General features: G+C 52.9%; 23 protein-coding genes, 1 pseudogene and 1 other annotated feature. Of the genes and pseudogenes, 13 read left to right on the forward strand and 11 right to left on the reverse strand.

Annotation, left to right across the window (positions count from 1 at the left end):
• The first annotated feature begins 2 nt into the window (after nt 1-2).
• From pduV to WC7_RS11435, 3 genes are all read left to right on the forward strand, one after another.
• Complete coding sequence (gene pduV / locus WC7_RS11445) at nt 3-455, forward strand: propanediol utilization protein PduV (protein ID WP_016153541.1); 453 nt, start codon at nt 3-5, stop codon at nt 453-455.
• Nucleotides 440-1,654, forward strand: a complete 1,215-nt coding sequence (locus WC7_RS11440) for an acetate/propionate family kinase (protein WP_016153542.1) — start codon at nt 440-442, stop codon at nt 1,652-1,654. The genes pduV and WC7_RS11440 overlap by 16 nt, the downstream gene beginning before the upstream one ends.
• Before the next feature lie 92 nt (nt 1,655-1,746).
• Nucleotides 1,747-2,613: a GHMP family kinase ATP-binding protein gene (locus tag WC7_RS11435; RefSeq protein ID WP_016153543.1), complete on the forward strand. Its 867-nt coding sequence runs from the start codon at nt 1,747-1,749 to the stop codon at nt 2,611-2,613.
• 40 nt (nt 2,614-2,653) lie between these two features.
• On the opposite strand, the gene WC7_RS11430 is transcribed toward WC7_RS11435, so the two are convergent.
• The 7 genes from WC7_RS11430 to phsA form a co-directional block, all read right to left on the reverse strand.
• Complete coding sequence (locus WC7_RS11430; RefSeq protein ID WP_003834176.1) at nt 2,654-2,989, reverse strand: DUF496 family protein; 336 nt, start codon at nt 2,987-2,989, stop codon at nt 2,654-2,656.
• A 238-nt stretch (nt 2,990-3,227) separates the two neighbouring features.
• Nucleotides 3,228-4,286: an FUSC family protein gene (locus WC7_RS11425; RefSeq protein WP_016153544.1), complete on the reverse strand. Its 1,059-nt coding sequence runs from the start codon at nt 4,284-4,286 to the stop codon at nt 3,228-3,230.
• A gap of 86 nt (nt 4,287-4,372) precedes the next feature.
• Entirely contained in the window at nt 4,373-4,840 is a 468-nt protein-coding gene (gene sbmC / locus WC7_RS11420; protein WP_016153545.1) for a DNA gyrase inhibitor SbmC, read from the reverse strand.
• Nucleotides 4,841-4,963: 123 nt separating this feature from the next.
• Nucleotides 4,964-6,136: a serine-type D-Ala-D-Ala carboxypeptidase DacD gene (gene dacD / locus WC7_RS11415; RefSeq protein ID WP_032947109.1), complete on the reverse strand. Its 1,173-nt coding sequence runs from the start codon at nt 6,134-6,136 to the stop codon at nt 4,964-4,966.
• A gap of 138 nt (nt 6,137-6,274) precedes the next feature.
• Entirely contained in the window at nt 6,275-7,042 is a 768-nt protein-coding gene (gene phsC, locus WC7_RS11410) for a thiosulfate reductase cytochrome B subunit (RefSeq protein WP_016153547.1), read from the reverse strand.
• Nucleotides 7,039-7,617, reverse strand: coding sequence for a thiosulfate reductase electron transport protein PhsB (gene phsB / locus WC7_RS11405; RefSeq protein WP_016153548.1), 579 nt, complete (start codon nt 7,615-7,617; stop codon nt 7,039-7,041). Before phsB ends, phsC begins: the two co-directional genes overlap by 4 nt.
• Nucleotides 7,618-7,631: 14 nt before the next feature.
• Nucleotides 7,632-9,905, reverse strand: coding sequence for a thiosulfate reductase PhsA (gene phsA, locus WC7_RS11400; protein WP_016153549.1), 2,274 nt, complete (start codon nt 9,903-9,905; stop codon nt 7,632-7,634).
• A 397-nt stretch (nt 9,906-10,302) separates the two neighbouring features.
• On the opposite strand from phsA, the gene sbcB reads away from it, so the two are divergent.
• Entirely contained in the window at nt 10,303-11,727 is a 1,425-nt protein-coding gene (gene sbcB / locus WC7_RS11395; RefSeq protein ID WP_016153550.1) for an exodeoxyribonuclease I, read from the forward strand.
• Nucleotides 11,728-11,786: 59 nt separating this feature from the next.
• Here the strand turns inward: sbcB and plaP are convergent, their stop codons facing one another.
• The 4 genes and pseudogenes from plaP to WC7_RS11380 all read right to left on the reverse strand — a co-directional run bounded on the left by plaP (nt 11,787) and on the right by WC7_RS11380 (nt 15,212).
• Nucleotides 11,787-13,148 carry a putrescine/proton symporter PlaP gene (gene plaP, locus WC7_RS11390; protein ID WP_016153551.1) on the reverse strand — a complete coding sequence of 454 codons (1,362 nt, stop codon included), beginning with the start codon at nt 13,146-13,148 and terminating at the stop codon, nt 11,787-11,789.
• Nucleotides 13,138-13,200 (reverse strand): membrane protein YoeI, encoded by a 63-nt coding sequence (yoeI, locus tag WC7_RS27335; RefSeq protein ID WP_099045591.1) that lies wholly within the window; start codon nt 13,198-13,200, stop codon nt 13,138-13,140. The genes plaP and yoeI overlap by 11 nt, the downstream gene beginning before the upstream one ends.
• A 162-nt stretch (nt 13,201-13,362) precedes the next feature.
• A pseudogene (locus WC7_RS11385) lies at nt 13,363-14,347 on the reverse strand (LysR substrate-binding domain-containing protein).
• Between the two features lie 40 nt (nt 14,348-14,387).
• The gene (locus tag WC7_RS11380) at nt 14,388-15,212 is read right to left on the reverse strand and encodes an SDR family oxidoreductase (RefSeq protein WP_016153553.1); all 825 of its coding nucleotides are present in this window, start codon (nt 15,210-15,212) and stop codon (nt 14,388-14,390) included.
• A gap of 174 nt (nt 15,213-15,386) precedes the next feature.
• On the opposite strand from WC7_RS11380, the gene hisL reads away from it, so the two are divergent.
• The 9 genes from hisL (at nt 15,387) to hisIE (ending at nt 22,617) form a co-directional block, all read left to right on the forward strand.
• Nucleotides 15,387-15,434, forward strand: coding sequence for a his operon leader peptide (hisL, locus tag WC7_RS26725; RefSeq protein ID WP_100250077.1), 48 nt, complete (start codon nt 15,387-15,389; stop codon nt 15,432-15,434).
• Nucleotides 15,410-15,532, forward strand: a sequence feature (His leader region). Its footprint overlaps the gene before it by 25 nt.
• Nucleotides 15,533-15,577: 45 nt before the next feature.
• Nucleotides 15,578-16,477, forward strand: a complete 900-nt coding sequence (hisG, locus tag WC7_RS11375; protein ID WP_003834191.1) for an ATP phosphoribosyltransferase — start codon at nt 15,578-15,580, stop codon at nt 16,475-16,477.
• A gap of 5 nt (nt 16,478-16,482) precedes the next feature.
• Nucleotides 16,483-17,787, forward strand: a complete 1,305-nt coding sequence (gene hisD, locus WC7_RS11370) for a histidinol dehydrogenase (protein WP_016153554.1) — start codon at nt 16,483-16,485, stop codon at nt 17,785-17,787.
• Nucleotides 17,784-18,863: a histidinol-phosphate transaminase gene (hisC, locus tag WC7_RS11365; protein ID WP_016153555.1), complete on the forward strand. Its 1,080-nt coding sequence runs from the start codon at nt 17,784-17,786 to the stop codon at nt 18,861-18,863. Before hisD ends, hisC begins: the two co-directional genes overlap by 4 nt.
• The gene (gene hisB / locus WC7_RS11360) at nt 18,860-19,927 is read left to right on the forward strand and encodes a bifunctional histidinol-phosphatase/imidazoleglycerol-phosphate dehydratase HisB (RefSeq protein ID WP_016153556.1); all 1,068 of its coding nucleotides are present in this window, start codon (nt 18,860-18,862) and stop codon (nt 19,925-19,927) included. The genes hisC and hisB overlap by 4 nt, the downstream gene beginning before the upstream one ends.
• Entirely contained in the window at nt 19,927-20,517 is a 591-nt protein-coding gene (hisH, locus tag WC7_RS11355) for an imidazole glycerol phosphate synthase subunit HisH (protein WP_003030129.1), read from the forward strand. Before hisB ends, hisH begins: the two co-directional genes overlap by 1 nt.
• Nucleotides 20,517-21,254 (forward strand): 1-(5-phosphoribosyl)-5-[(5-phosphoribosylamino)methylideneamino]imidazole-4-carboxamide isomerase, encoded by a 738-nt coding sequence (hisA, locus tag WC7_RS11350; protein ID WP_016153557.1) that lies wholly within the window; start codon nt 20,517-20,519, stop codon nt 21,252-21,254. The genes hisH and hisA overlap by 1 nt, the downstream gene beginning before the upstream one ends.
• On the forward strand, nt 21,236-22,012 hold the full coding sequence (gene hisF / locus WC7_RS11345) for an imidazole glycerol phosphate synthase subunit HisF (RefSeq protein WP_016153558.1): 777 nt from the start codon (nt 21,236-21,238) through the stop codon (nt 22,010-22,012). Before hisA ends, hisF begins: the two co-directional genes overlap by 19 nt.
• Complete coding sequence (gene hisIE, locus WC7_RS11340; RefSeq protein WP_016153559.1) at nt 22,006-22,617, forward strand: bifunctional phosphoribosyl-AMP cyclohydrolase/phosphoribosyl-ATP diphosphatase HisIE; 612 nt, start codon at nt 22,006-22,008, stop codon at nt 22,615-22,617. Before hisF ends, hisIE begins: the two co-directional genes overlap by 7 nt.
• Nucleotides 22,618-22,640: the final 23 nt, after the last annotated feature.

Consider the following 22,640-nt stretch of genomic DNA (forward strand, 5'->3'; position numbering starts at 1 on the left):
TCATGAAACGCATAATGCTAATTGGCCCCAGCCAGTGCGGTAAAACGTCACTCACGCAGTGCATGCGGGGAGAGGCGCTTCACTATCAGAAGACCCAGGCCATTGTCTGGTCTCCCACAACGATAGACACACCGGGTGAATATCTCGAAAACCGCTGCCTGTACAGCGCGCTGCTGGCCAGCGCCTGTGAAGCAGACATCATCGCGCTGGTTCTCAATGCTGACGCGCTGTGGTCACCTTTTTCTCCAGGTTTTACTGGCCCGATGAACCGACCCGTTATCGGCCTCGTCACCAAAGCCGATTTAGCCAGCCCGCAGCGTATTTCTCTCGTGGAGAGTTGGTTAGTTCAGGCTGGCGCGCAAAAAGTATTTGTCACCAGCGCGCTGGAGAATACCGGGGTCGATGAGATGTTCATTTTTCTGAATGCAAAGGAACCTTCATGTCTCACAAAATAATGGCCATTAATGCAGGCAGTTCCTCGCTTAAGTTTCAGCTTCTGGCGATGCCGCAGGGTGAAATGATTTGCCAGGGACTGATCGAGCGTATCGGTATGTCTGATGCGCAGGTCACCCTAAAAGCACCAGCGCAAAAATGGCAGGAGACTTTGCCCGTAGCCGATCACCGTGAAGCAGTAACGCTGCTACTGGAAAAACTGCTCAGCCACAATATTATCAGCAGTCTGGAAGAGATCGACGGCGTAGGCCATCGCGTCGCACACGGTGGAGAATCCTTCAAAGATTCCGCACGGGTAACCGATGATACACTGGCGGAAATCGAACGCCTTGCGGAACTGGCACCGCTTCATAACCCGGTTAATGCCTTGGGGATTGCGATATTTCGCCAGCTAATGCCGAAAACGCCAGCCGTTGCGGTTTTTGACACGGCTTTTCATCAGACCCTTGATGAGCCTTCTTTCATCTATCCCCTGCCCTGGCGCTACTACTCAGAGCTCGGTATTCGTCGTTATGGTTTTCATGGTACCAGCCACAAATATGTCAGCGCTCAGCTTGCTGAAAAGCTGGGCGTGCCGCTCAGCGCCCTGCGGGTTGTTTGTTGTCATCTGGGCAACGGCAGCAGCATCTGCGCTATCAAAGGCGGACACTCGGTGAATACCTCCATGGGTTTTACGCCGCAGTCTGGCGTAATGATGGGCACGCGAAGTGGCGATATTGATCCATCCATTCTACCGTGGATTGCCCTGCGTGAAGGCAAAACCCCGCAGCAGCTCAACCAATTGCTCAACAATGAGTCCGGATTACTCGGAGTTTCTGGTGTTTCACCCGACTACCGGGATGTTGAACATGCCGCAGATACGGGCAATCACCAGGCTGCACTGGCATTGACGCTTTTTGCCGAGCGGATTCGCGCCACTATTGGCAGTTATATTATGCAGATGGGTGGTCTGGATGCGCTGGTGTTTACCGGGGGAATTGGTGAAAATTCAGCGCGTGCTCGCGCCGCGATTTGCCACAACCTGAATTTCTTAGGTCTGGCCGTTGATGAAGAAAAAAATCAGCGTAACGCCACCTTTATTCAGACGGAAAATGCGGTAGTTAAAGTGGCGGTGATTAATACCAATGAAGAGCTGATGATAGCCCAGGACGTTATGCGTTTAGCGATATCAGAAACTGTGACATTGGGCATTCCCGCCTGATATTGCCGCACCGCAAATTGCGGCAAATCATGGTAATAGCGCGATCGCCATGACACTATGCGCCGAGGATTGCTGAACACAAAGGTGAAGACGTGGCTGTTGCGCAATGTCCCGCATCGTGCGGAGAACTTATCCAGGGCTGGATTCTGGGCAGTGAGAAACTGGTCTCCTGCCCGGTCGAATGGTATAGCACCGTTGAGGTCACTTCAGGTTCACCGCTGACAGATGAACGTCCACTTTCTCGGGCAATGGTTGACAGGTTATTACAGCACTGGCAGTACCCGGCGCATCTCAGTCAGGATATCCGGATAGATGTTCAGTCAACCATTCCCATCGCGAAAGGAATGGCCAGCAGCACTGCGGATATTGCCGCCACGGCCATCGCCGCAGCGCATTATCTGGGTCATCAACTGGACGAGCCAACACTGGCACAGCTTTGCGTTTCTCTGGAGCCAACCGACAGCACCGTTTTTCGTAAGCTTACTCTTTTCGATCATAACAACGCCTCCACGCAAATTGGTTGTGAAGCTCAGCCTCAACTCGACCTGCTGGTTCTCGAAAGCCCTGAAACATTGCGTACCGCGGATTATCACCGTATTCCACGTCATTCCGGCTTGCAGGCGGGAGCTGCGGCCCTCAAACGGGCATGGGAAAAAGTACAGGAAGCCTGTATTAGTCAAAATCCTTACCGGTTGGGAGAAGCGGCTACGCTTAGCGCAATCGCCAGCCAATTGCTGTTACCAAAGCCGGATTTTGATTCACTATTAGCACTGGTGGAAGAATGTGATTTATACGGCGTCAACGTCGCGCACAGCGGCAGCGTAGTCGGACTGATGCTGGACAGAAATCGTCATGATGTGGATTACATTAAATGGATGCTGACGCAGAAAAAACTTACGATTCACTGGCCAGAACAGCATTTGTTACGCATGGTGACGGGCGGGGTCGAACTACAATAAGGGTCGCCGCACGGCAGCGACCCGGACAAGCATAAAATCGTTACTCGGCTTTCGCTTCGCCGTTTTTCACTTCGCCCATGGCTTTCAGCTTTTTAGAGATATCGCGGCGTTCTTTAGAGATCTCGGCGTTTTTGATGATGTAGTCATCAACACGATCTTCATAATCGCTTTTCATGCTGGCAATGATGCCCTGAATCGCCTCCACGCTCATACCAGGCTTGATGTAGTCGCTCAGGTTGTCCAACAGCAGAACGCGTTTCTGGTTGTCACGGATCTTTTTCTCAACGTCCTGGATTTCACGTTGCAGTTTGTTTTTACGACGGAACAGACGAACAAATTCCAGCACGTCCTGGAAAGAAGGCTTGGTAGTTTCCATTTTTACACCCCTGATAATGTGAGATTCGGATTCGTTAAAACAACGGCTAAAGTGGGTCAACATTACTTTCATGCCCGCCATACTTCAAGTTGCATCTGCATCGACAATGCATGGTTGAAACCTGAGTTATCGAGGGTAAAGCCATTGCAGTTACCAATGGTTTTAGCCTTTTTCAGTATCATACCTCTAATCTTTGCTGAATCGAAGCAGCAGTAGAACCAATCCCCTCATCTGCTCTTTATTTGCGCAGTGCGCGACAGATTAAATGTGAGAGTAACTCCAGTTGTCGAGCCATCTCCATGTTCAACCAAACGTAGCCGTGAATGGGCGTTTCTGCGACATTATCGCCTTTATGCTCAGCAATAAGCTGACGCAGCTCTGCCACGGTGTCATTGAGCTTTTCCGTATTGGCAAGCACCGGCTGCGGATTACCTTCATACAAGGCGTGGGTTATTGTCAGTAGTGCCTGCTGGGTCCTGAGCTGAGTTTCACGCAGAGTATGCGCATTCAACATGACAAAGTGGCTGGTACGGCTGGCCCACAGCGCATTAATTTGCAGCTCGAGCATGCAGACCAGATTGCGATTCACCGTCTGAATAGCCTCAAAGATCGACTTTTGAATGCGGGTTTCCTTGCTGGCAGGAGCGATGAGCCCACGCATTTTGACAACGTCGCTCAACAGTTGTTGTAAATGCTTTTCCAGCCGCGGTTGCTCGAGCAGATTGGGGGATAGCGCGGCCTGATACACCCGATTGTACCCCGTGACGCAATGCGCCAGTTGGATACGCCAGTGTATAAATGCCCGCTGCGGCCAGATGCCGGTAAACAGCATCGCCAGTAACGACCCCAGAATAACATCACCACCGCGCCATAACGCGGTATTCATATCTCCGGCAGGCGCACCCACGACCACGGCAAGCGTTATGCCAATCAGCAGCGCCTGGTACGGCCTTTTCCCCAGCGCCAGCCAGCCGCAGAGAAACATCGCTACCGCGCACCATATCATCATTAACGGCAGCGAGAAGAGTTCCAGACGCAGGGCAACCAGTCCCAGGACCGAGCCCAGGATCGTGCCGCCTATACGTTCAAAGGCCCTGGGAACAACGTTACCCCAAAAAGATATTGGCCCCATAATCACCACCAGCGTGATCAGAGGCCATGTACCTTCGGGAATGTTTAACAGGCGTACCAACAGAAAAGTAAGGAGAAACGCCAGCGCAATGCGAATACCATGCACCACACGATAATGACGATACAAACGAATTTCAAAAGGACTCAGCGATTTGTCTGCACGCACTCATGCACTCCGTCAGGGAATAGCAAAGAAGCGAATTGTACCTGTTTTTAGCGTGAAAACATCATCCTGATTTACACCCCAAACAGTTACTTCGTCTGCACTGGCACGTACATTTCAATGTCCCAGTAACCGTCCTCCATGCCATTGTTCATATAAACTTCAAAGCAGGGTTTAGCGGCTATCGCATAAGTCGTATCCTGCAACAGGCGCTCGAAGAACTGATACCAAGGCGTCGCAAAATCGTGATTCTCAACGCGCGCAACGGCGACAGCATAGTCGCCACCCGCCAGTTCGGTGAGGATCACCCCTTCGCTGTTTTCCGGGATTTCAAAACCTTCAGGCACAGAAACCACGGTATCACAGCGCAATTTTTCCGCAGGAACAACATCAGGGTTGTCGTAATAAACAGCAATCCATTCCAACGGCACAATCTGTTTACCGTCGACCCACTTCATTAATTGCTCAAACCCCTGCTTCACCGTTTGTTCCCACGGTCCAACCATATGGAAACCGGCAATCATGCGTTTTTCGACCAGCTTTATCTCGTACTCCATACAACCTCCACTGTTACACTGTATTTATATACAGTGTAATTTCTGGCTATGTCGGCCACAAGGAAATAGTGATTATTATGTGAGCAGATTCGCACTCTTGCCAGTCAGACACATCAGGAAAAACTACGCCTTGTGGTGGAAATAATCGCTCAGGCGCGAAAAAACGCCGCCTTCGCCGACGGATTCCAGCGTAACCAGAGGCCAATGCGCCACCAGCTTATCCCGATCGTAGAGTTCAATTTCCCCCACACGTTGATGCGCAGCGATGGGAGCAACCAGCTCTTTCTTATCAAGGACATATTTTGCTTTGATGTTAGGGACTTCTGCTTTAGGCAGGGCCATCCAGAAATCCTGCTCGGTTCCGAGGCTGATTTTTTCTTTATCGCCATACCAGATCCGTTCAGTGCCAACCTGCTTACCGCTACGCAAAACCTGCACTGTATCGAAGTTGTGTTGCCCCCATTGCAGCAGTTTACGCGCCTGATCTTCGCGCCCTTTCGCACTCTCCGCGCCCATCACCACCGCAATCAGGCGGCGCTGACCATCGACGGCGGAAGCAATCAGGTTAAATCCGGCACCAGACGTATGTCCTGTCTTCAGGCCATCTACGTTCATGGTTTTATCCCACAACAAACCGTTACGGTTTTGCTGTGTGATGCCGTTCCAGGTAAGGCTTTTCTCACTGTACATATGGTAGAAATCCGGTTCTCCGTGGATGATAGCGCGGGACAGCACGGCCAGGTCGTACGCGGAGCTATGCTGACCCGGCGCATCCAGACCATGTACCGTTTCAAAATGGGTGTCCTGCAGGTTCAGTTTTTGCGCATAGTTGTTCATCATCGCGACAAACTGCGGCTGCCCTCCGGCGATGTAATCCGCCAGTGCCACGCAGGCATCATTACCGGAATCAACAATTAACCCACGGCTGAGGTCGCGTACCGAAACGCGATCCCCTTCTTTCAGGAACATCAAGGATGAACCGACAAATACCGGATTATCTTTTGCCCATGCATCGCGCCCGACGGTCACAATATCTGTCGGACTAATACGCTTGCTGTCAATTGCGCGATCGACAACATAGCCAGTCATCAGTTTCGTCAGGCTGGCAGGATTGCGCTGCTGGTGTTCATTACCGGCTGTCAGGATTTGACCCGTGGTGTAATCCATTAACACCCATGCCCCGGCAGTAATCGAAGGAGGTTGTGGGGCGAAGCTCACGGCATCGCTCGCGTAGGCGGGCGAAAAACTCATCGTTAATAGTGAAGCGGCAATAAACAAACGGCGTTTCAACAGCATGTCCTCAGGAAAGGGAGAAATAGCCGTTCTTTTTACGGAAGTTCTGTCGAACAAACATGGATAAATTGCAAGAAAATGTGACATAAGGCACATTTTCTTGCTATCAGGAAAGGGGTTCAGAGACAAATCTCGCCGGAACTACCCTTTACGCGGCGCGGTCTCTGCGTGATGACTGCGATGGCGGTGATAACCATCGATCATACTGCGAAAAATTTGCCCCGGTGTGTCACCCAGCGTGCACAGGTAAATATGCGCGCAGATGAACAGTAAGCCCACAATCGCTAATGCCATATGCAGCACCAGCATCACCGGCCCCGCTCCTACCACCTGCGGGTAGAGACATAGCAACCCGGTGATGATCAGTAGTGGAACCAGTGCGTACATGATGGCCAGGTAGGCCAGCTGTTGCAGCGGGTTAAATTTGTCCTCTGCCGTTGCGGCAAACGGGTGCGGCTCACCTTTCATAATGCCATACAGATAAAAGCGTGTTTGCAGCAGGCAGCGTGATATCAACCCGCTAAATTTCACGCGATAATGGCAGCCGTTGCCGCTGGTTGCGTTTATTAACACAAAGCCAATCCAGAAGGCCAGCAATGCGAAGCCACACCAGGTATGTACCTGCACCATTAAGGCCACCGGTCCGACAGAAAAGTGGCCAAACAGGCCGCTCAGCAGAAGCAGGATAAAGAGCAGCGCATTACCCCAGTGCCAGCGGCGGACCGCCAGCGAATAAAGGTAGTCCCGATGCTCTTCGCCGGTTGCCGTTTTGGGCGCCAGCATCCGACGTAACAGCGCGTGCGTGACCAGACCCGCAATCATCAGCACAATAACGACGCCTGCATAAATGAGCCACAGTGGCCAGTAGTCCGGCGCATAGTGAAGCTCTGCTCCCCAGATAGAATTCATACATTACCCTCCTGATGGATCTCTTTACGCCGATAGACACTTACCGGGCCGCTACGCGTATCTTGCTGGCGATAAACCTCTTTTTGATTAATCCAGTGCTGAATTTCCGGGTCATCGCGACGACCAAATTTCAGCGCATCCGTCGGACAAACGGAAACGCAGGCTGGCGATTGTCCGACCTCCAGGCGAGTATCGGCGCAGAAGTTACATTTGTCGGCAATCCCCGTTTGTGGGTTGAGGTAGCGGACATGGAACGGGCAAGCGGCAACGCAGTAGTCACAGCCAATACAGCGAGACTTATCCACTTGCACAATGCCATTTTCGTCACGAAATGAAGCGCCGGTAGGACAGACGCTGACGCACGGCGCATCTTCACAATGCTGACAGGAAACGCGAACAAACTGGAAGTGGGACAGCACCTCGGGTTCATGTTCGGGTGAACGGATCTGCACTTGTAGGCGACTAAATCCCTCCGGCACGTCATTCAATACCTTGCAGGCAACCGTACACGCCTGACAGCCAATACAGCGTTTCTCGTCATGCAGCATGACATAAGGGTTTGTTGATTGATTCATGATGTTCTCCTTTCTCATGCCCGACGAAGCGTGACGCCAGCGGTGTGCACCACCGTACCGGAAACCGGACTGGTAACATGCGGAAGCAAATTACCGCAGTGAATACCGTGCGTCGTCGCCGCTGTTTTGGCTCCAGCCTTGGCGCCAAATCCCATATAAACGAACAGCGTATCGGGTCGTATTCCGGCAGTAACCAGCGCTTTGCCTTTTTCCTTACCTGTCGCATTTTCCAGCCAAATCTCATCGCCGTTTTTGATGCCTTTTTCACGGGCCGTTTGCGGGTGGATCCACACCGCGTTATCCCACATCAGCTCACTCAGCAGTGGTACATATTGCGTCGCGCCGTTGGTATGCACCGCAACTTTTCCCTGAATAAAATAGAGTTCATTGTCGCCTTTGAGGGCAAAATTGCGGGCGCGCGGAATACCGTAGCCAGGCAAAAGTGCTTCCAGCTCTTCAGAGTAGAGTTCAATTTTTCCAGACGGGGATTTAAAGCGCAGTTGCTCGCCATAGGTACCGTCGCCGTCAACCGCCACCGCGCCCGGATAACGCGCCACAAACTGACGCACTGCTTCAGGTTCCCGCAGCAGCAGCGGAACACCCCACTCCCGATATCCTTTCTGACGCAGTTCAGCGGAAAGCGCATGATCGCCATTAAGCTGGTACAGCTGCCGCGTCTGCATATCCTGCCAGGGGTAGAACTGCCCAAGGCCTAACTGCACGGCCAGCTCTTTCCAGATTTGCCAGCTCGGACGCGCATCCCCAATCGGCTCTACAACCTGCTGGCGCAGGGCATAGGCCGGATTCAGGCCCGACATGTCAGAGACTTCTTCATCGCGTTCAAGGTAGGTGCATTCGGGTAACAGATAATCGGCATATGCCGCGCTTTCGCTTAAATAGACATCGCAACTGACCACCAGATCGAGTTGTTCGACGGTTTTGACCAGATCAGGCCGACAGGTCACGGTTTGGAAAGGATTGTGGCGGGACATAATCCATCCCTTCACCGGATACGGCGTCTGGTTTAACACGGCATCGATGATGCTTTGCACCACGCCGCCGCCCGCCGCGATGTACTTGAATTGTGGGGCAACCAAATCGATGCGCTGCGCCGTTGGCTTGGGCAATTTGGCATCAGGTTTTGCCAGCACCGGAGCGACCTTCTCTCCGGCCAGCTTATTGTAGGTTGCCGCGGCTTTTTTCTGGTACAAGCCGCCTTCACGCTCAATATTTCCCAGCAGCGCATTGAGGGTGAAAATCATACGCCGCATATCAATTTCTTCTTGCGAAAACGTCGCGCGATGGCCAGGGCTGACGATAGCATGAGGCGCACAGGCGGCCATTTCGCGGGTGACCCGAACAATAACATCAGCAGGCACGTCAGCTTGATTTTGCGCCCATTCCGGCGTGGTCTCTTGTACCGCTTCGGCCAGTTGGTCAAACCCTGTGGTGTAGCGCGCTACGAAGTCCGCGTCATACAGATGTTCATTAATCATGACGTGACACATGGCCATTAACACCGGCAAGTCGCCGCCCGGCTTGAGCGCATGCCATTCATCCGCCTTGCTGGAGAAGACTGACAAACGGGGATCGAAGCTGACCATTTTTGCGCCCTTTTCCTGCGCGGTCATCAGTTCATGCGTTTCGGCAACCTCAATACCTTCATAGAGATTGTGGCCAAAAGAGACCATATAACGGGTATTGGCGATATCCATAGCCAAATCGCCGCCCATCATCACTTTGGCGGCAATCGATTTTCCGGCAGGGCATGTCGACGCATGCGTAAAGGTGTTTGGCGATCCAAACGCCGTTGCCAGCTGAAATAAATGACCCGAAAGCGAACCGGATTTGGAAGAGAATACGACCCCCTGAGGACCATGCTGCGCTTTTATTGCCGTCATTTTTTCGGCAATTTCTTTGTAAGCCTGTTCCCAACTAATAACCTGCCATTCTCCGCTGCCACGAGGCCCTGTGCGTTTCATGGGTTTAACAATACGGTGCGGGTCGTTGACCAGGCTAACACCACTGCCTCCGCGTGCGCAGACACGCGTGCCCTGTTGAGTCGCATTAGGGTTCCCCTGAATAAAAACCGTCTTGTTATTAATTACCTGTGCCTGTATTGGGCAACGATAAGAACACATTTCGCACAAGCTTGGCGTCAGGGATGTTTTCCCCTTAATGCTCTCTGGAGAATTTCGCGCCAGTGCGCCAGGCGGAAAACTGCCTATCGCGCAGGCCGAGCAACCGATACCCACTCCTCGCAAAAAATTACGCCGACTAATGCTCATATAACCTCCTGTTATTAGATATATCCAATTATTATATGGTGTTTAAATTATTAATTTTTAACCTCACTCACATTTCATTAGAATATAGAGCAGCTAACCACAAAAATAAAAACCCATTGTTTATAAAAGAATTTTAAAATTTCCAGAACACAACAAATCAGCACTAAATAACAATAATGGTTCTCATTTATATTATTTATCAGCTCATAGATTTCAGAAAATTTATTCCAGTAATTTCCCTTAACAGTGCAAAATTTATTAATCAATTCTATTAAAGCCTGTTCATCTCAATTTTATTGCGTACATCATTCAGCATTGATAATCGCTTTGCTGATTACCTCGCTATTTTTTGGTATTCTTGGACGAGCGCTAAATTGATCCCGGACATAACTGAACAATGAATGACGGCAAGCAGCAACCTGGTTTTCTCTTTCACGATTACGAGACCTTTGGTACCCATCCGGCGCTGGACAGACCCGCGCAATTTGCGGCTATCCGCACGGATAGCGATTTCAACATTATCGGTGAACCTGAAGTCTTTTATTGCAAACCCGCAGACGACTATCTGCCGCAGCCTGAGGCGGTGCTGATAACCGGTATCACACCGCAGGAAGCGCGTGAAAAAGGAGAAAATGAAGCCGCCTTTGCTGCGCGCATCCACGCCCTGTTCACCGTGCCGAAAACCTGTATCCTGGGCTATAACAACGTGCGCTTCGATGATGAAGTGACGCGCAACATCCTGTATCGCAATTTCTACGATCCCTACGCCTGGAGCTGGCAGAACGATAATTCACGCTGGGATCTGCTGGATGTGATGCGCGCCTGTTATGCCCTGCGTCCCGAAGGAATTAACTGGCCGGAAAACGACGACGGCTTACCCAGCTTTCGCCTGGAGCATTTGACCAAAGCCAACGGTATTGAACATGCCAATGCCCACGATGCGATGGCCGATGTATACGCCACAATTGCCATGGCGCAATTAGTGAAGTCGCGCCAGCCGCGCCTGTTTGATTATCTCTACAGCCATCGCAATAAGCACAAGCTGGCCGCACTGATTGATGTCCCGCAAATGAAGCCGCTGGTCCATGTTTCGGGGATGTTCGGCGCATGGCGCGGCAACACCAGTTGGGTGGCGCCATTAGCCTGGCATCCTGAGAATCGCAACGCGGTGATTATGGTCGACTTAGCCGGTGATATTTCACCGCTGCTGGAACTGGACAGCGACGCGCTGCGTGAGCGGCTCTACACTGCTAAGGCTGATCTGGGAGATAACCCAGCCGTGCCGGTTAAACTGGTGCACATCAACAAATGCCCGGTACTGGCACAGGCGAATACCTTGCGCCCGGAAGATGCCGATCGCCTTGGCATTAACCGCCAGCATTGTCTGGATAATCTCAAAATACTGCGCGAAAACCCGCAGGTTCGCGACAAAGTGGTGGCCATCTTCGCCGATGCGGAACCCTTTACGCCATCAGATAACGTAGACGCACAGTTGTACAATGGTTTTTTTAGCGATGCCGACCGTGCCGCAATGAAAATCGTCCTGGAAACTGAGCCGCGCAATTTACCGGCGCTGGATATCTCCTTTGTCGATAAGCGCATTGAAAAGCTGCTGTTTAACTACCGCGCACGTAACTTCCCCGGAACGCTGGATGAAGCCGAACAGCAGCGCTGGCTGGACCATCGTCGTCAAATATTCACGCCGGAGTTTTTGCAAAATTACGCCAATGAATTGCAGATGCTGAGCCAGCAATATGCAGATAACAAAGAGAAACTGATGCTGCTGAAGTCACTCTGGCAGTATGCGCAAGAGATTGTATAACTCCCACGTATAAAAAAACCGGAGAACATGTCTCCGGTTTTTTTATCTAAATACAGCTATTACGCGATATCTTCGTCGTACTGTGGCACCGGGTTACGGAAGCTTTTGGTTACGCAAGCCAGGTAAATCAGACCAATAGCGGCCCAGATCAGACCCAGAACCATTGAGCTCTCTTCCAGGTTCACCCACAGCGCACCAACGGTCAGCGCACCGCACATTGGCAGGAACAGATACTGGAAGTGGTCTTTCAGCGTCTTGTTACGCTTCTCACGGATCCAGAACTGGGAAATCACCGACAGGTTAACGAAGGTAAACGCCACCAGCGCACCGAAGTTAATCAGCGCCGTCGCCATCACCAGGTCGAAGTTAATTGCCAGCAGAGCAATCGCACCAACCAGAATGATGTTCATGGACGGAGTACGCCATTTCGGGTGGACATAACCGAAGAAACTTTTCGGGAACACACCGTCACGCCCCATCACATACATCAGACGCGCTACGCCTGCATGCGCCGCCATACCTGACGCCAGTACGGTAATGGTAGAGAAAATCAGCGCGCCGACCTGGAAGAACTTACCAGCGACATACAGCATGATTTCCGGCTGCGAAGCGTCCGGATCCTTGAAGCGTGAGATATCCGGGAAGTACAGCTGCAACAGATAGGTGGAGACGATAAAGATCAGGCCACCAATCAGCGCGGTCAGGAAAATCGCTCGCGGGATCACACGTTCAGCGTCTTTGGTTTCTTCAGACAGGTTGCTGATACCGTCAAAACCGGTGAACGAGAAGCACAGGATAGTCGCTCCCGTGATCATCGGGATCACATGCGCATCACCTGACCAGAACGGACGGCTGCTCGCCAGCGTACCGGCACCTTCCCCTTCGAACACGCCATAAACGACCATGCCGAGGATCACTGCAATCAGCACCACCTGCAACAACACGATAACGGTGTTGAAATTCGCAACAGATTTCAGGCTGCGCAGGTTAAAGGCGGTCATAAAGGCCACCAGCGCCACCACGAATATCCATGACGGTATCGACGGCACCAGAGCTTCAAAATAAATTTTCGCCAACAGAATGTTGATCATCGGTGCGAACAGGTAGTCCAGCAGTGATGACCAACCCACCATAAAGCCAACGGTCGGGCTAATGGATTTCTGGGCATAAGTGTAGGCAGAGCCTGCAGACGGATAGCGACGCACCAGTTTACCGTAGCTCAGTGCGGTAAAGAGGATGGCGATCAGTGCAAAGGCGTAAGCTGTCGGGACGTGACCATCGGTCATTCCTGATACGATACCGAATGTATCGAACAGCGTCATCGGCTGCATATAGGCAAGGCCCATCATGACAACCGGAACCAGCGTAAGCGTTTTACGTAATTCCACGCGAGAGGTGTTTGGAGTAGCATTATGCGACATGGTTATCCCCCATTACGGCGAAAACCGTCGCGTAAGCAAAAAATTGCCCCATTTTTTGTTAATCCTCAGCGACAACAACTGTCGATTTTTAAGTAAGTATCTATCCGGTACGAAGCCCGGCCTCTTTTATGAATGATTGGTTTGATGCAAAAAAATAACCGACGCGTATTAAAACGTCGGTTAATGTCATTTTTTGCAAGCGGCGTATTTTGCACTAATTTGGAGAGAAATAACAAGAGATTGAAGCTACTACAAAAGAATATTTTTTCTTAACTGATTGATTTATCAGCAGCCGTTTTAACGTACACCCCCGCAATAGCACTATTTGCTAAAATCTCATCCCGCCACCAGGCACTGGCCAACCCGGCAGTCTGTTCATTCCAACCTATCCACACGGGTTCAAAGATAATTTGTGCGACCACCTTTTTCTCAATCAGAGCGCCACTCTCCAGAAATCGCTGTGCCAGGTAGCGCGGAATATAGCCGCATCCCAGACCACTGATTTGCAGTTCCAGCTTGGTTTTGAAGTCAAAAACGGTGATGGCTTCCTGATCGTCAAGCACCTGGGAGCCGGAGACGTTGGCATGCTGTGCATTGTCGCCCACCACAATCGCGCGAAAACGCCGAATAGTGCGACGATTCAACGGCTCCTGTTCCTGCGCCAGCGGATGATGCGACGCAACCACAAACACCTGCTCCAGAACCCCTAGCTGCGCAAAGCCAAATTCGCTCGCGGCAGGCGGCTCATGCGTGGCGCCGACAATAATATCCGCCCGCCCCTGAGTGAGGGCATCCCAGGAGCCGCCCAGCACGCCATTGATAAATTTCAGGCGCGTCACACTGTGGTGTTGATAGAAAGATTCGATGAGTGGGGCCAGCAGCGAAAAGGGAAACGTATCATCTACGCCAATAACCAGTTCATTCTCCCAGCCTTCGTGAAGTTTAATCGCCTGCTTTTCAAGTTCGCGGACGGTGTGCAACACCTCCCGCCCCTTTTCCAGCAGCATCTGCCCGGTACGGGTAAACTTAGCCCGATGTCCGCTGCGATCGAGTAGCTGAATATTAAGATCGCTTTCCAGCTTATGGACGGTGTAGCTAAGCGCAGACGGCGTCTTAAACAATTTTGCCGACGCCGCTGCGAAACTGCCCTCTTTTTCCAACGCATCGAGGATGATAAGAACGTCCAGCAGTGGTTTCATACTCGCCCCCTGGCGGTATCAGCGGCACTCTGCTGGTCTGTCACTCCATCGGCATCACCAGCGGGTCAGGATACTGGTACTCAAACCCAAGCTCGTTACAAATACGGTTGCCATCAATGACTTTACCTTTACCGTTATCCTCATTGCCACGAAATTCCGGCGGCTCCATCCCCAACTGGCGGGCCATCTGTGGATAGAACACATTGCGCGCCGGATGCATAGGCGCACATATATTATAGATGTGTCCCCCTTTTGGCGCTTGCAGCAGCAAAGAGATGGCGGCAACCACATCATCCAGATGCACCAGATTGACGCCATGGTGTCCATCTGGCGCCGTCTTGCCAGCGAAAAAACGACCGGGATGTCTTCCCGGGCCGACAAGTCCGGCCAGGCGCAAAATATCCACCGAAGTGCCGGGTAAATTGTGCAACCAGTCTTCAAGTTCTTTCAAAACACGACCACTTGCCGTGACCGGGTTACGCGGAGTCCCTTCTTTCACGATGCCTTGTGCATCGCCATAGACCGACGTCGAACTGGTAAAAATAATCCGCGGGATACGGTACGCCAGCGCACTGTCGACCAGCTCCTGCATAGCCTGCAGGTAAAATGTCTCCCCCGGACCGCTACGGCGCGCAGGTAGCGTAATAACCAGCGCGTCGGCGCCCATCAGTGCGTCGAGATCGTCTGTCTCACAGACCAGTTCAGGCTCCAGGCGCAGAGAGTAGCTCTCTATACCACTCATGCGGGCCGCTTCCACCCCATCCAATGTGGTTTTGCTGCCGGTAACCTGCCAGCCTCTCGCCGCCAGCGACATAGCTAACGGCATGCCTAACCAACCTAAACCGACAATTGCGACCTTTTTCATGCCTTCTCTCCTGACTTTTGGCCTATAACGCAAGGCTACGCTAGCCCACAGTGGCTGACAATTCATAGTATCAATATGAAATGAATTAATGATCAAAAAAAGCCCTTGCTTTCCGTAGCTAAAGTGGTTTAGGTTAAAAGACATCAAATGAATAAACATTCATCGAGAAAATTTATGACACGCGCTCAATTCAAACACCATCATCACCATCATCCTGACTAGTCTTTCAGGCGATGTGTGCTGGGAGACATTTAAATCTTCCAGCGGTGCATGAGCGTATGAGAAAGCCCCCGGAAGATTTCTTCCGGGGGCTTTTTTTTGTGCGTGACCCAAACTGATTCAGACAGGATAACGAGGAATAAAGAATGTTAGATAACACCCGTTTACGCATAGCTATGCAGAAATCAGGTCGTTTAAGCGATGATTCACGCGAATTGCTGGCCCGTTGCGGCATTAAAATTAATCTTCACACCCAGCGCCTGATCGCGATGGCTGAGAATATGCCGATCGATATTCTGCGCGTGCGTGATGACGATATCCCGGGTCTGGTGATGGACGGCGTCGTTGATCTCGGCATCATCGGGGAAAACGTTCTCGAAGAGGAACTGCTCAACCGCCGGGCACAGGGTGAAGATCCGCGCTATTTTACCCTGCGTCGTCTGGACTTCGGCGGTTGCCGTCTTTCGCTGGCTACCCCGGTTGATGAAGCCTGGGATGGCCCGGCAGCGCTGAACGGTAAGCGTATCGCTACCTCTTACCCACACCTGCTTAAACGTTATCTTGATCAAAAAGGAGTGTCGTTTAAATCCTGTCTGTTAAACGGCTCTGTAGAAGTCGCTCCCCGCGCAGGTCTGGCTGATGCGATTTGCGATCTGGTGTCAACCGGAGCCACGCTTGAAGCCAACGGTCTACGTGAAGTGGAAGTGATTTACCGCTCTAAAGCCTGCCTGATTCAGCGCGACGGCGAAATGGCCGAAGCCAAGCAACAACTGATCGACAAACTGCTGACCCGTATTCAGGGGGTTATTCAGGCACGTGAATCAAAATACATCATGATGCACGCGCCGAGCGAACGTCTGGACGAAGTCATCGCCCTGCTGCCAGGCGCTGAGCGCCCTACCATTCTGCCACTGGCAGGTGACCAACAGCGCGTAGCCATGCACATGGTCAGCAGCGAAACCCTGTTCTGGGAAACGATGGAAAAACTGAAAGCGCTCGGCGCCAGCTCCATTCTGGTGCTGCCGATTGAGAAGATGATGGAGTGATAGCCATGAGCTTCAATACCCTGATCGACTGGAATAGCCGTAGCCCCGAGCAGCAGCGCGAACTGCTGATGCGCCCGGCGATATCCGCCTCTGAAAGCATCAGCCGCACGGTGGCCGAGATTCTTGAGAACGTCAAAAATAACGGCGACCGGGCGCTGCGTGAATACAGTGCTAAGTTTGACAAAACCGAGGTCGGCGCGCTGCGCGTCACCGAAGAAGAAATTCAGCAAGCCAGTAGCCGCCTGAGCGAAGAGCTGAAACAAGCCATGCAGGCGGCGGTGCGTAATATTGATGCGTTCCACACCGCGCAAATTCTGCCGCCGGTGGATATTGAAACTCAGCCTGGCGTGCGCTGCCAGCAGATTACTCGCCCTATCGCCTCCGTAGGCCTGTATATTCCAGGGGGATCGGCACCGCTCTTTTCGACCGTATTAATGCTGGCGACCCCGGCGCGTATCGCCGGCTGCAAAAAAGTGGTGCTCTGCTCACCGCCGCCGATTGCCGATGAAATCCTCTACGCCGCGCAACTGTGTGGCGTAAAAGAGGTGTTCAACGTGGGCGGCGCGCAGGCCATTGCCGCGCTGGCGCTGGGTACCGAATCTATTCCTAAGGTCGATAAAATCTTCGGGCCAGGCAATGCGTATGTGACCGAAGCCAAACGTCAGGTCAGCCAACGTCTTGACGGCGCGGCTATCGACATGCCTGCGGGCCCGTCTGAAGTGCTGGTTATCGCCGACAGCGGCGCGACGCCTGACTTTGTTGCTTCCGACCTGCTTTCTCAGGCCGAACACGGCCCCGACTCGCAGGTTATCCTGCTGACGCCAGACGCTACGCTTGCCGAAGGCGTGGCCAAAGCCGTTGAACGCCAGCTCGCCGAGCTTTCCCGCGCCGACACCGCACGTCAGGCGCTCGCCGCCAGCCGACTGATCGTCGCCAGAGATCTTGAGCAATGCGTGGCCATCTCTAACGCCTACGGCCCTGAGCACCTGATTATTCAGACCCGTAACGCGCGTGAACTGGTTGACGATATCACCAGCGCTGGTTCGGTATTCCTGGGTGACTGGTCTCCTGAGTCGGCTGGCGACTATGCTTCCGGCACCAACCACGTTCTTCCGACCTACGGCTATACCGCAACCTGCTCAAGCCTTGGGCTGGCTGATTTCCAGAAACGGATGACGGTACAGGAATTAACTCCCCAAGGTTTCTCTGCCCTGGCCTCCACCATTGAAACACTGGCCGCTGCTGAACGACTGACTGCCCACAAAAATGCCGTCACCCTGCGCGTTAACGCCCTGAAGGAGCAAGCATGAGCACTGACAACTTTCTCAGCGTCACTGATTTAGCCCGTAATAATGTTCGCGAGTTAACGCCCTATCAGTCTGCCCGTCGTCTTGGCGGTAACGGGGACGTGTGGCTCAACGCGAATGAGTACCCAACCGCCGTTGAGTTCCAGCTACGCCAGCAGACGCTGAACCGCTATCCAGAGTGTCAGCCGAAAGCCGTAATTGAGAATTACGCGCAGTATGCTGGCGTCAAACCAGAGCAGGTGCTGGTCAGCCGCGGCGCAGATGAAGGGATCGAACTGCTGGTGCGCGCTTTTTGCGAACCCGGTAAAGATGCCATTCTCTACTGTCCGCCGACTTACGGCATGTACAGCGTCAGCGCCGAAACGATTGGCGTTGAATGCCGCACCGTCCCGACCCTGGATAACTGGCAGCTGGATTTACAAGGCATCGCGGACAAGCTTGATGGCGTGAAAGTGGTCTACGTATGCAGCCCCAATAACCCAACCGGCCAGTTGATAAATCCGCAGGACCTACGTTCACTGCTCGAAATGACGCAGGGTAAAGCCATCGTGGTCGCTGATGAGGCCTATATTGAGTTTTGTCCGCAGGCTACGCTGGCAGGCTGGCTGTCTGAGTATCCGCATCTGGCAGTATTACGTACGCTGTCTAAAGCATTTGCTCTCGCCGGTTTACGCTGCGGATTTACGCTGGCGAATGAAGAGGTTATCAATCTGCTGTTAAAGGTGATTGCCCCCTACCCGCTTTCTACCCCGGTAGCGGATATCGCCGCCCAGGCGCTGACGCCACAAGGGATTTCCGCCATGCGCCAACGCGTAGAGCAGATCCTGCAAGAGCGTCAGTATCTGGTGGAGAACCTGAAAACCATTCACTGTGTAGAGCAGGTTTTTGACTCTGAAACCAACTATGTTCTGGCGCGCTTCACCGCATCAAGCAGCGTATTTAAATCTTTGTGGGATCAGGGCATTATCTTACGAGATCAGAATAAACAACCTTCATTAAGCGGCTGCCTGCGAATTACTGTCGGAACCCGCGAAGAGAGCCAGCGCGTCATTGACGCCTTACGTGCGGAGCAATTATGAGCCAGAAGTATCTTTTTATTGACCGTGATGGAACCCTGATTTCAGAACCGCCAAGTGACTTTCAGGTCGATCGCTTTGACAAACTCGCCTTCGAGCCGGACGTCGTTCCCGTTTTGCTGAAGCTGCAAAAAGCCGGCTTTAAGCTGGTGATGATTACTAACCAGGATGGACTCGGTACGCAGAGCTTCCCGCAGGCCGATTTTGACGGTCCGCATAACCTGATGATGCAAATATTCACCTCTCAGGGCGTCGCGTTTGATGAGGTGCTGATCTGCCCGCACCTGCCAGCGGACGCGTGTGATTGCCGTAAGCCAAAAGTGAAACTGGTTGAGCAGTATCTGGTTGAACAGGCCATGGATGTGGCAAACAGCTACGTCATTGGTGATCGGGCGACCGATATTCAGCTCGCAGAAAACATGGGCATTAGCGGATTACGCTATCATCGCGACACCCTGAACTGGGCGATGATCGGCGAGCAGTTGACCAAACGAGACCGTTACGCGCACGTTGAGCGTAATACCAAAGAGACGCAGATTGACGTCAAAGTCTGGCTGGACCGCGAAGGCCGTAGCAAAATCAATACCGGCGTTGGCTTCTTTGACCACATGCTGGATCAAATCGCCACCCACGGCGGTTTTCGCATGGAAATAGCCGTCAAAGGCGATCTGTATATTGACGATCACCACACCGTTGAAGATACCGGTCTGGCGCTGGGTGAAGCCTTAAAGCTGGCATTAGGCGATAAACGCGGTATCAACCGTTTTGGTTTTGTGCTGCCGATGGACGAGTGCCTGGCACGTTGCGCGCTGGATATCTCGGGGCGTCCGCACCTGGAATACCGCGCGGAGTTTACCTACCAACGCGTTGGCGATCTAAGCACAGAGATGATTGAACACTTCTTCCGTTCACTTTCTTACACCATGGGTGTCACCTTGCACCTGAAAACCAAAGGGAAAAATGACCACCACCGTGTGGAGAGCCTGTTTAAAGCCTTTGGTCGTACGCTGCGTCAGGCTATTCGCGTAGAAGGCGATACGCTGCCCTCCTCGAAAGGAGTGCTGTAATGAACGTGGTGATCCTTGATACCGGCTGCGCCAACCTGCACTCGGTGAAATCCGCCGTCGCACGCCATGGATACGACCCGGTTGTCAGCCGTGACCCGGACGTGGTGCTGCGTGCCGATAAACTGTTTCTGCCGGGCGTCGGTACCGCTCAGGCGGCTATGGACCAGTTGCACGAGCGTGAACTGATTGAACTGATTAAAGCCTGTACGCAACCGGTACTGGGGATCTGCTTAGGCATGCAACTACTTGGCCGCCGCAGCGAAGAGAGTAACGGTGTCTCTCTGCTGGGCATTATTGAGCAGGACGTTCCGAAGATGACCGATTTCGGTCTGCCGCTGCCGCATATGGGCTGGAATCGCGTCTATCCGCAGGCGGGAAATCGTCTGTTCCAGGGCATTGAAGATGGCGCATATTTCTACTTTGTACACAGCTATGCTATGCCGGTGAACCCGTGGACCATCGCCCAGTGCCATTACGGCGAACCATTTACCGCGGCAGTACAAAAGGACAATTTCTTTGGCGTGCAGTTTCACCCTGAACGCTCGGGCGCGGCTGGGGCGCAGTTGCTGAAAAACTTTCTGGAGATGTAATGATTATTCCGGCATTAGATTTAATCGACGGCACGGTGGTGCGTCTTCATCAGGGCGATTACGCAACGCAACGTGATTATGGCAACGATCCTCTCCCCCGTTTACAGGATTACGCAGCTCAGGGTGCCGAAGTACTGCACCTGGTTGATTTAACTGGCGCGAAAGACCCGGCGCAGCGGCAGATCCCGCTGATTAAAACGCTGGTCGCAGGTGTCAATGTTCCGGTACAGGTTGGCGGTGGCGTGCGTACTGAAGCGGACGTTGCGGCGCTGCTTGACGCAGGCGTGGCGCGCGTGGTGGTAGGTTCGACGGCAGTAAAATCCCCCGAGGTAGTCAAGAGCTGGTTTGCCCGTTTTGGCGCCGACGCGCTGGTACTGGCGCTGGACGTTCGTATTGACGAGCGCGGTAATAAACAGGTAGCGGTTAGCGGCTGGCAGGAAGACTCCGGGGTTTCTCTGGAAGAACTGGTTGAGACCTATTTACCCGTCGGCCTGAAACACGTGCTGTGCACCGATATCTCCCGCGACGGCACGCTGGCTGGCTCAAACGTCGCGCTTTATGAAGAAGTGTGCGCCAAATATCCGCAGGTAGCATTCCAGTCATCTGGCGGCATTGGCGGGATCGAGGACGTAGCAGCCCTGCGTGGAACCGGCGTACGCGGCGTGATCGTCGGACGCGCCCTGCTGGAAGGTAAGTTCACCGTTGAGGAGGCCATTCAATGCTGGCAAAACGCATAATTCCTTGTCTGGACGTTCGTGATGGACAGGTGGTAAAAGGCGTCCAGTTTCGCAATCACGAGATTATTGGTGACATTGTCCCGCTGGCAAAACGCTATGCCGATGAAGGCGCAGATGAACTGGTGTTCTACGATATCACCGCCTCCAGCGATGGCCGAGTAGTGGATAAAAGCTGGGTATCTCGCGTGGCGGAAGTGATCGATATTCCGTTCTGCGTTGCCGGTGGTATTAAATCCATCGACGATGCGGCGCGCATCCTCTCCTTCGGGGCGGATAAAATCTCTATCAACTCCCCGGCGCTGGCCGAACCGGAGCTTATCACCCGCCTGGCGGACCGCTTCGGCGTGCAGTGTATCGTGGTAGGCATTGATACCTGGTATGACGCCGAAACCGGCAAATATCATGTTAACCAATATACCGGGGATGAAAGCCGTACCCGCATCACGCAGTGGGAAACGCTGGACTGGGTGCAGGAAGTACAAAAACGCGGCGCTGGCGAAATCGTCCTGAACATGATGAACCAGGACGGCGTACGCAACGGCTACGATCTGGAGCAACTGAAAAAAGTGCGCGACGTTTGCCACGTACCGCTGATTGCCTCCGGCGGCGCGGGCACCATGGAACACTTCCTTGAAGCATTCCGGGACGCCGACGTTGACGGCGCGCTTGCCGCTTCCGTCTTTCACAAGCAAATTATTAATATTGGCGAATTAAAAGCGTACCTGGCAACACAGGGCGTGGAGATCAGGATATGTTAACGAAGCAACAATGCCGCGAGCTGGACTGGGAAAAAACCGACGGACTGATGCCAGTCATCGTGCAGCATGCGGTTTCCGGTGAGGTACTAATGCTGGGTTATATGAACCCGGAAGCACTGGATAAAACGCTTGAAAGCGGCAAAGTGACCTTTTTCTCGCGGACCAAACAGCGCCTGTGGACCAAGGGTGAAACCTCCGGTCACTTCCTGAACGTGGTGAGCATCGCGCCCGACTGCGACAACGACACCCTGCTGGTGCTGGTTAACCCGATTGGCCCGACCTGCCATAAAGGCACCTCAAGCTGCTTTGGTGATGCCAGCCACCAGTGGCTGTTCCTGTATCAGCTTGAGCAACTGCTGGCCGAACGTAAAACCGCTGACCCGGCAAGCTCCTACACCGCGAAGCTGTATGCCAGCGGCACTAAACGTATTGCCCAGAAGGTAGGCGAAGAAGGCGTAGAGACCGCGCTGGCCGCAACCGTGAACGATCGTTTCGAACTGACCAATGAAGCCTCTGATCTGATGTATCACCTGCTGGTTCTGCTGCAGGATCAGGACCTCGACCTGACGACGGTGATTGATAATTTACGCAAAAGACATCAGTAATAGACAGATACCGGCACTATGCC

It is taken from the genome of Citrobacter sp. KTE151 (genome assembly GCF_000398845.1).
Taxonomy (GTDB): Bacteria; Pseudomonadota; Gammaproteobacteria; order Enterobacterales; family Enterobacteriaceae; genus Citrobacter; species Citrobacter braakii.